Annotated in this window: 7 protein-coding genes and 1 pseudogene; 4 read left to right on the top strand and 4 right to left on the bottom strand. The window is 62.2% G+C overall.

What is annotated here, in order from left to right:
* Positions 1-324, bottom strand: a 324-nt coding sequence (locus tag ACXJ7R_RS24370) for a TGS domain-containing protein (RefSeq protein ID WP_457154064.1), incomplete at its 3' end; no start/stop codon positions are given.
* Positions 325-573: 249 nt separating this feature from the next.
* Here ACXJ7R_RS24370 and ACXJ7R_RS24375 point away from each other — a divergent pair.
* Positions 574-1,422, top strand: coding sequence for an SAM-dependent methyltransferase (locus tag ACXJ7R_RS24375; RefSeq protein WP_457154065.1), 849 nt, complete (start codon positions 574-576; stop codon positions 1,420-1,422).
* On the opposite strand, the pseudogene ACXJ7R_RS24380 reads toward ACXJ7R_RS24375, so the two are convergent.
* Together ACXJ7R_RS24380 and yidD are read right to left on the bottom strand one after the other, a co-directional pair.
* A pseudogene (locus ACXJ7R_RS24380) lies at positions 1,397-1,618 on the bottom strand (class D beta-lactamase); the annotation flags it as partial. The gene ACXJ7R_RS24375 and the pseudogene ACXJ7R_RS24380 overlap by 26 nt on opposite strands.
* A gap of 133 nt (positions 1,619-1,751) precedes the next feature.
* A complete protein-coding gene (yidD, locus tag ACXJ7R_RS24385) occupies positions 1,752-2,120 on the bottom strand; it encodes a membrane protein insertion efficiency factor YidD (protein WP_457154066.1) in 369 nt (122 codons plus the stop codon).
* 415 nt (positions 2,121-2,535) lie between these two features.
* Between yidD and ACXJ7R_RS24390 the strand changes: the two genes are divergently transcribed.
* Positions 2,536-3,453, top strand: a complete 918-nt coding sequence (locus ACXJ7R_RS24390) for a LysR substrate-binding domain-containing protein (protein WP_457154067.1) — start codon at positions 2,536-2,538, stop codon at positions 3,451-3,453.
* Positions 3,454-3,487: 34 nt separating this feature from the next.
* On the opposite strand, the gene ACXJ7R_RS24395 is transcribed toward ACXJ7R_RS24390, so the two are convergent.
* Positions 3,488-3,934: an iron-sulfur cluster assembly scaffold protein gene (locus ACXJ7R_RS24395; RefSeq protein ID WP_457154068.1), complete on the bottom strand. Its 447-nt coding sequence runs from the start codon at positions 3,932-3,934 to the stop codon at positions 3,488-3,490.
* A 238-nt stretch (positions 3,935-4,172) separates the two neighbouring features.
* Between ACXJ7R_RS24395 and folE the strand changes: the two genes are divergently transcribed.
* On the top strand, positions 4,173-4,808 hold the full coding sequence (gene folE / locus ACXJ7R_RS24400) for a GTP cyclohydrolase I FolE (RefSeq protein WP_457154069.1): 636 nt from the start codon (positions 4,173-4,175) through the stop codon (positions 4,806-4,808).
* Between the two features lie 34 nt (positions 4,809-4,842).
* Positions 4,843-5,218: phosphoribosyl-AMP cyclohydrolase (gene hisI / locus ACXJ7R_RS24405; RefSeq protein ID WP_457154070.1), on the top strand; the 376-nt coding region annotated here is incomplete at its 3' end.

The following is a 5,218-nucleotide window of genomic DNA, read 5'->3' on the forward strand; positions in this document are numbered from 1 at the left end:
ATCATAATAGAAGCCGTTCTCGATCACCGGGCCGATGGTCACCTGCGTCCCCGGCCACAATTCCTGCACGGCTTCCGCCAGCACATGTGCGGTGTCATGGCGGATGAGCTCCAGTGCGCGCGGATCGTCGCGGGTGACGATCTCGACCTTGCCGGACTTGCCCAGCGGATCACTGAGGTCGCGCACGACGCCGTCGATACTGTAGGCGACCGCCTTCTTGGCCAGCGATTTCGAGATCGATTCGGCAAGCCCGGCACCGGTCATCGCCGCGTCGTATTCGCGGACGGAGCCATCAGGAAATGTCAGGGAAACGGAATTCAGCATGGGGTTCTCCTATCCAGTCCCGCAAACGAGCGCGGGTGGTCAACTGCATGTCGTTCAGAGTGTGCAACGCTTTGGGCGACATGCATGGGGGTAAAGCCGGATGCGTCCGGCGGCGGGCGGGTTTTAGAGGCAGCGCCGCGCCAGGTAAAGAGCGCTGATTGACCTGGCCGTCAGGAAATGTCGCCAGAGATGTCGAAGGCCGGTCGTCAAGGCTTGCGAACATCGCCGGCATGGCTTGGAATCCCCGACATGGAAGACGCATCCCCCAGCCGAACCGCCCTGCGCGTCRCACGCTTGAGGGCTCTCCATCAGGTTTCACCAGAGGCGGCGCTGTTTCGCGACCCATACGCGATTGCGATTCTCGGTGAAGGTGCTCCCGTCGAGCAACAGCTTGCGCAAGAGGATGCCCACAGCCAGCGTATGCGCCTGTTCGTGGTGGCGCGCGCCCGCATTGCCGAGGATTGGCTGGCGGCGGCGGTGCGTCGTGGCATCCGCCAGCTCGTCGTGCTCGGTGCCGGCCTCGACACGTTTTCGCTGCGCAATCCGTACCCGGATCTCTTGGTGTTCGAGGTCGATCATCCGGCAACCCAAGCCTGGAAACGCAGGTGCATCGCCGATGCCGGTCTTGCCGAACCGCCCACCACCACATTCGTGCCGGTCAATTTCGAGCGGCAGCGTCTGTCCGAGGAACTGGCATTGGCCGGCTTGAAGTCGACCGAGCCAAGCTTCTTCATTTGGCTGGGGGTCGTGCCATACCTGACGAAAGGCGCGATCTTCAGCACGCTGTCCTACATCGCCACCACCCCGGGTTCGGAGGTGGTGTTCGACTACAGCGAACCGTATGAGAATCGCGATGCGGCCGGACAGGCCGCCCTGGCTTTCTACGCGGCACGCGTCGCCTCTGTCGGCGAGCCGTGGATCAGCTTTTTCGTCCCTGGCGAACTGACGAAGTCACTCCTCGACCTTGGATTCGATGAAATCGAAGATCTCGAAAGCAGCGATATCGCCGCCCGTTTTTCCAGGGCACCAAGGCGAGCGCCAACCAACTCCGGCGGCCACATCATCCGCGCGCGCCGATCGGCGACAGCGGCCCCCTGAACGTCGAAGCCGGGCTGAACCTCTGGTCGCACACACCATCATGGTGAAGCGTCTTGCCGCTCGCGGCGTCGAGGATCAGCGTACACTGCACGTCCCCAAGCGGCGCCGATTGCGCGCGCAGCGGAAATCCCAGCAGCCAGGCGAGCAGGAACAGGATTCCGGCAAGGATGAAGGGAAGACGGTCGAAATTACGCATTTGATGCTCGCTCCAGAGGGGTTCGCAAGCGGCTTAGCGAGGTCTCTTGTCTCGATTTTGTCTCAAATGCGCAGTGTTTGTGCAGCTTCGCGTTAACCCTACCGGATCGTAAACACAAAGCTTGGCACCTCGATCAGCCCTGCGCCCGGCCGCGCTTGTTGCCGATCCGCCAATACCGCCAGGGTGCGAACCAGACGTAGCGATCCGCCAGCACCTCCGGCACAAGGTCGATGCCATGCGTCCCGAAGGGCCCACAGCGCAGCACCCGGAAAAATCCCATCCAGCCGCCGGCCCACAGGCCATGGCGGGCGATCGCCTCATGCGCATATTCGGAGCAGGTCGGCAGGTGCCGGCAGGAATTGCCGACAAAGCCCGACAACGTCAGCTGGTACAGGCGCACAAGCGACGTGCCCAGGAGCCGGCCGGGGGTCTTGCGCCACGGGCCGGCCCAGTTGCGGCCACCCTTTGGCGCTCCGGCAATATGCCCATGCTGGTGGCCCACCGCAGTCTCCGCTCCAGAGCATGATCCCGAAAGAGGGAACCGGTTCTCTCGGACAAACCAAAACTGTTTGTCCACAGATCATGCTCGATACAATCGCGTTTCCCACGCGATAGATGTGGGCTTCGGCTGGAGAACGCAATCCCTTTTGCCCACTCGCCATGCCATCAGGGTCGGGAACGGCGAAACGGCTGCCGGCCAGCCGAAGGCGCCCACCGAACAGGACTGACCGGCTCTTCGCAGCGCTTTGCATGCGGTCTGCCGTCACGCCATTGGAACGTTACGATCCGCATGACATCGCCAAAGATGCTCAAGATCTGGATCATGACCGTGTCTCCTTTGACGCTGATTAGACCGCTGCTGGCCTTCGCCTTCAAACGAGTATAATTTCCACTTCGGATAATCCTGGGTTATGCGAATGAAGCGCGGACGCCTGCCGCTGACGGCATTGAGGAGCTTCGAGGCGGCAGGCCGGCATCTGAGCTTCAGCAAGGCCGCCGAAGAGCTTTTCGTTTCGCAGGCGGCGATCAGCCGGCAGATCCGCGAGCTCGAAATCTTCCTGCGCCGGCCCTTGTTCGAACGTCACCATCGCCGCGTCGAACTGACCGACACCGGCCGCCGACTGCTGGATCAGCTCGTCAGAAGTTTCGACGCCATCGACACCTTGCTTGGGGAACTGGTGGCGACGCCGGCGCAGTCCGTGGTTCGCGTCAGTGTCGAGCCATCGCTTGCATCCATGTGGTTGGTACCCCGGCTCAATCGGTTTCGCGAATTGCGGCCCGATATCGACGTTTCTCTCGAAGTGGATATAAGGCCGATCGATTTCCGCGGCGATCAGCCCGAACTGGCCTTGCGCTTCAGCGCGCATGCCACTTCGTGGCCACGCAGCGAAGCCGAGCGACTTGCCTCGACAGCCGATTCACCGGTGCTGTCGCCGGCATTGCTCGCCTCTGGCCCTGCCCTCGAGAAGCCGATTGACCTTGGCCGCTACACGCTTTTGCACGAGGAGAACCGTCAAGGTTGGGCGCGCTGGTTCGAAGCGGCTGGCGTTCCCGCCGATGCCGTGCCCGCGCGCGGTCCTATCCTGGCGGATACGTCGCTTTCAAGGCAGGCTGCCCTGCTCGGGCACGGCGTGGCGCTGGGCGATCTCTTGCAGATCGGTGGAGAAATCGCATCCGGCGCGCTGATCAAGCCGTTCGACATCGACGTCGCATCCGGCGCGTACTGGCTGGTGGCCAGGAGCTTGCGCGATCTCTCGGAGCCAGCCGCCGCGTTCGCCGACTGGATACGAAGCGAATTTGCCGAAAGCAGACGGGCGCTGGAAGCGCGGGTTTGAGCCGGTTCCTGGTCCAGGCTCCTGCTACTTGCCTTCAGGCCGCTTCTTCGGCGCGCTTCTTCTCGATCTGGCCGATCGCGTCGACCACGGCGTCGAAGGTCAGCATGGTCGAGGCGTGCCGCGCCTTGTAGTCGCGTACCGGTTCCAGATATTTCAGGTCCGCGAAGCGGCCGTCAGGCGGGGCGCCATTTTCCTTCAGCATCTTGAGCATGGTGTCGCGCACCGCGCGCAATTCCTCGGCGCTCGCGCCGACGACGTGCTGGGCCATGATCGAGGATGACGCCTGGCCGAGCGCACAGGCCTTCACGTCGTGGGCGAAGTCGGTGACCACGCCGTCCTCCATCGTGAGGTCGACGGTGACGGTCGAGCCGCACAGTTTGGAATGCGCCTTTGCAGTCGCGTCAGGATGGTCGAGGCGGCCGATGCGGGCGATGTTTCCGGCAAAACCGAGAATTTTCGCATTATAGACGTCGTCGATCATTATTTTCCAATCCGTCGCCGCCAAGCGAACAGCGATTGCCGCTGTCGTGTCTTCCTTTCGCTCGTCATGACCTTATATAATGCTGGCAGTCCGGTATCGACAAGACAACGAAAGCCAGTGTCCTTGCCGGGAAGTTCACGCCACTTACGGGCTGGAAACCGGGCAAGTTTCTGACACCGAAAGGTCGTGGTCCGTTCAACTCGTTCCTCCACCGAGAGGGACTACGGGAGACGCCTTTATGGATGCCGTCATCAAGAAGCTCATGCCCCAGTCAGCCTATATGGAGAAGCCGGTCACCGACCGGCCGAGCGAAGCCGAAGTCGAGGCCGCCGTGCACACGCTTTTGCGCTGGACCGGCGACAATCCGGACCGCGAAGGGCTGGTCGACACGCCGAAGCGGGTGGCCAAGGCCTTCCGCGAAATGTTCGGCGGCTACGACATGTGCCCGTCGGAAGAACTCGGTCGCACCTTCGAGGAGGTCGCCGGCTATGACGACCTGGTCATCGTCAAGGATATCCAGTTCCACTCGCATTGCGAACACCACATGGTGCCGATCATCGGCAAGGCGCATGTCGGCTACCTGCCGGACGGCAAGGTCGTCGGCCTGTCCAAGATCGCGCGTGTGGTCGATATCTTTGCCCATCGCCTGCAGACCCAGGAGGCGCTGACGGCGCAGATCGCCGGCGTCATCCAGGATGTGCTCAATCCGCGCGGCGTCGCCGTGATGATCGAGGCCGAGCACATGTGCATGGCCATGCGCGGCATCCGCAAGCAGGGCTCAACCACCCTCACCTCGACCTTCACCGGCGTCTTCAAGGACACGCCCGAAGAGCAGGTTCGTTTCGTCACAATGGTGCGCGGCGGCGGGGCTTAAGCCCCTAGCCAATATCGCTAGATAAGGACCGGCGATGTCGGCACTGGAATTTCCGAAAGCTCCCTCGGACAAGAAAACGTTGGAGGAAGGCGCGGTGTTTTCACCGCGCTTCGACGCAGCCGGCCTCGTCACGGTCGTCGTCACCGACGCCGAAGACGGTGTGCTGCTGATGGTTGCGCACATGAATGCGCAAGCGCTGGCGCTGACCCTGGAGACAGGCATCGCCCACTACTGGTCACGCTCACGCAGCGCGCTGTGGAAAAAGGGCGAAACGTCAGGCAATTTCCAGCATGTCGTCGAGATGCGTACCGATTGCGATCAGGATGCATTGTGGCTGCGCGTCAAAGTGTTGGGCCACGACGCAACCTGTCACACGGGCCGACGTTCATGCTTTTATCGGACGGTGGGGC

The organism is Mesorhizobium sp. P5_C1, assembly GCF_054049815.1.

Bases quoted from the DNA above. Each gene is read 5' to 3' on its own strand.
- ACXJ7R_RS24395 (WP_457154068.1), bottom strand. From the start codon at position 3,934: ATGATCGACGACGTCTATAATGCGAAAATTCTCGGTTTTGCCGGAAAC.
- folE (WP_457154069.1), top strand. From the start codon at position 4,173: ATGGATGCCGTCATCAAGAAGCTCATGCCCCAGTCAGCCTATATGGAG.
- ACXJ7R_RS24390 (WP_457154067.1), top strand. From the start codon at position 2,536: ATGAAGCGCGGACGCCTGCCGCTGACGGCATTGAGGAGCTTCGAGGCG.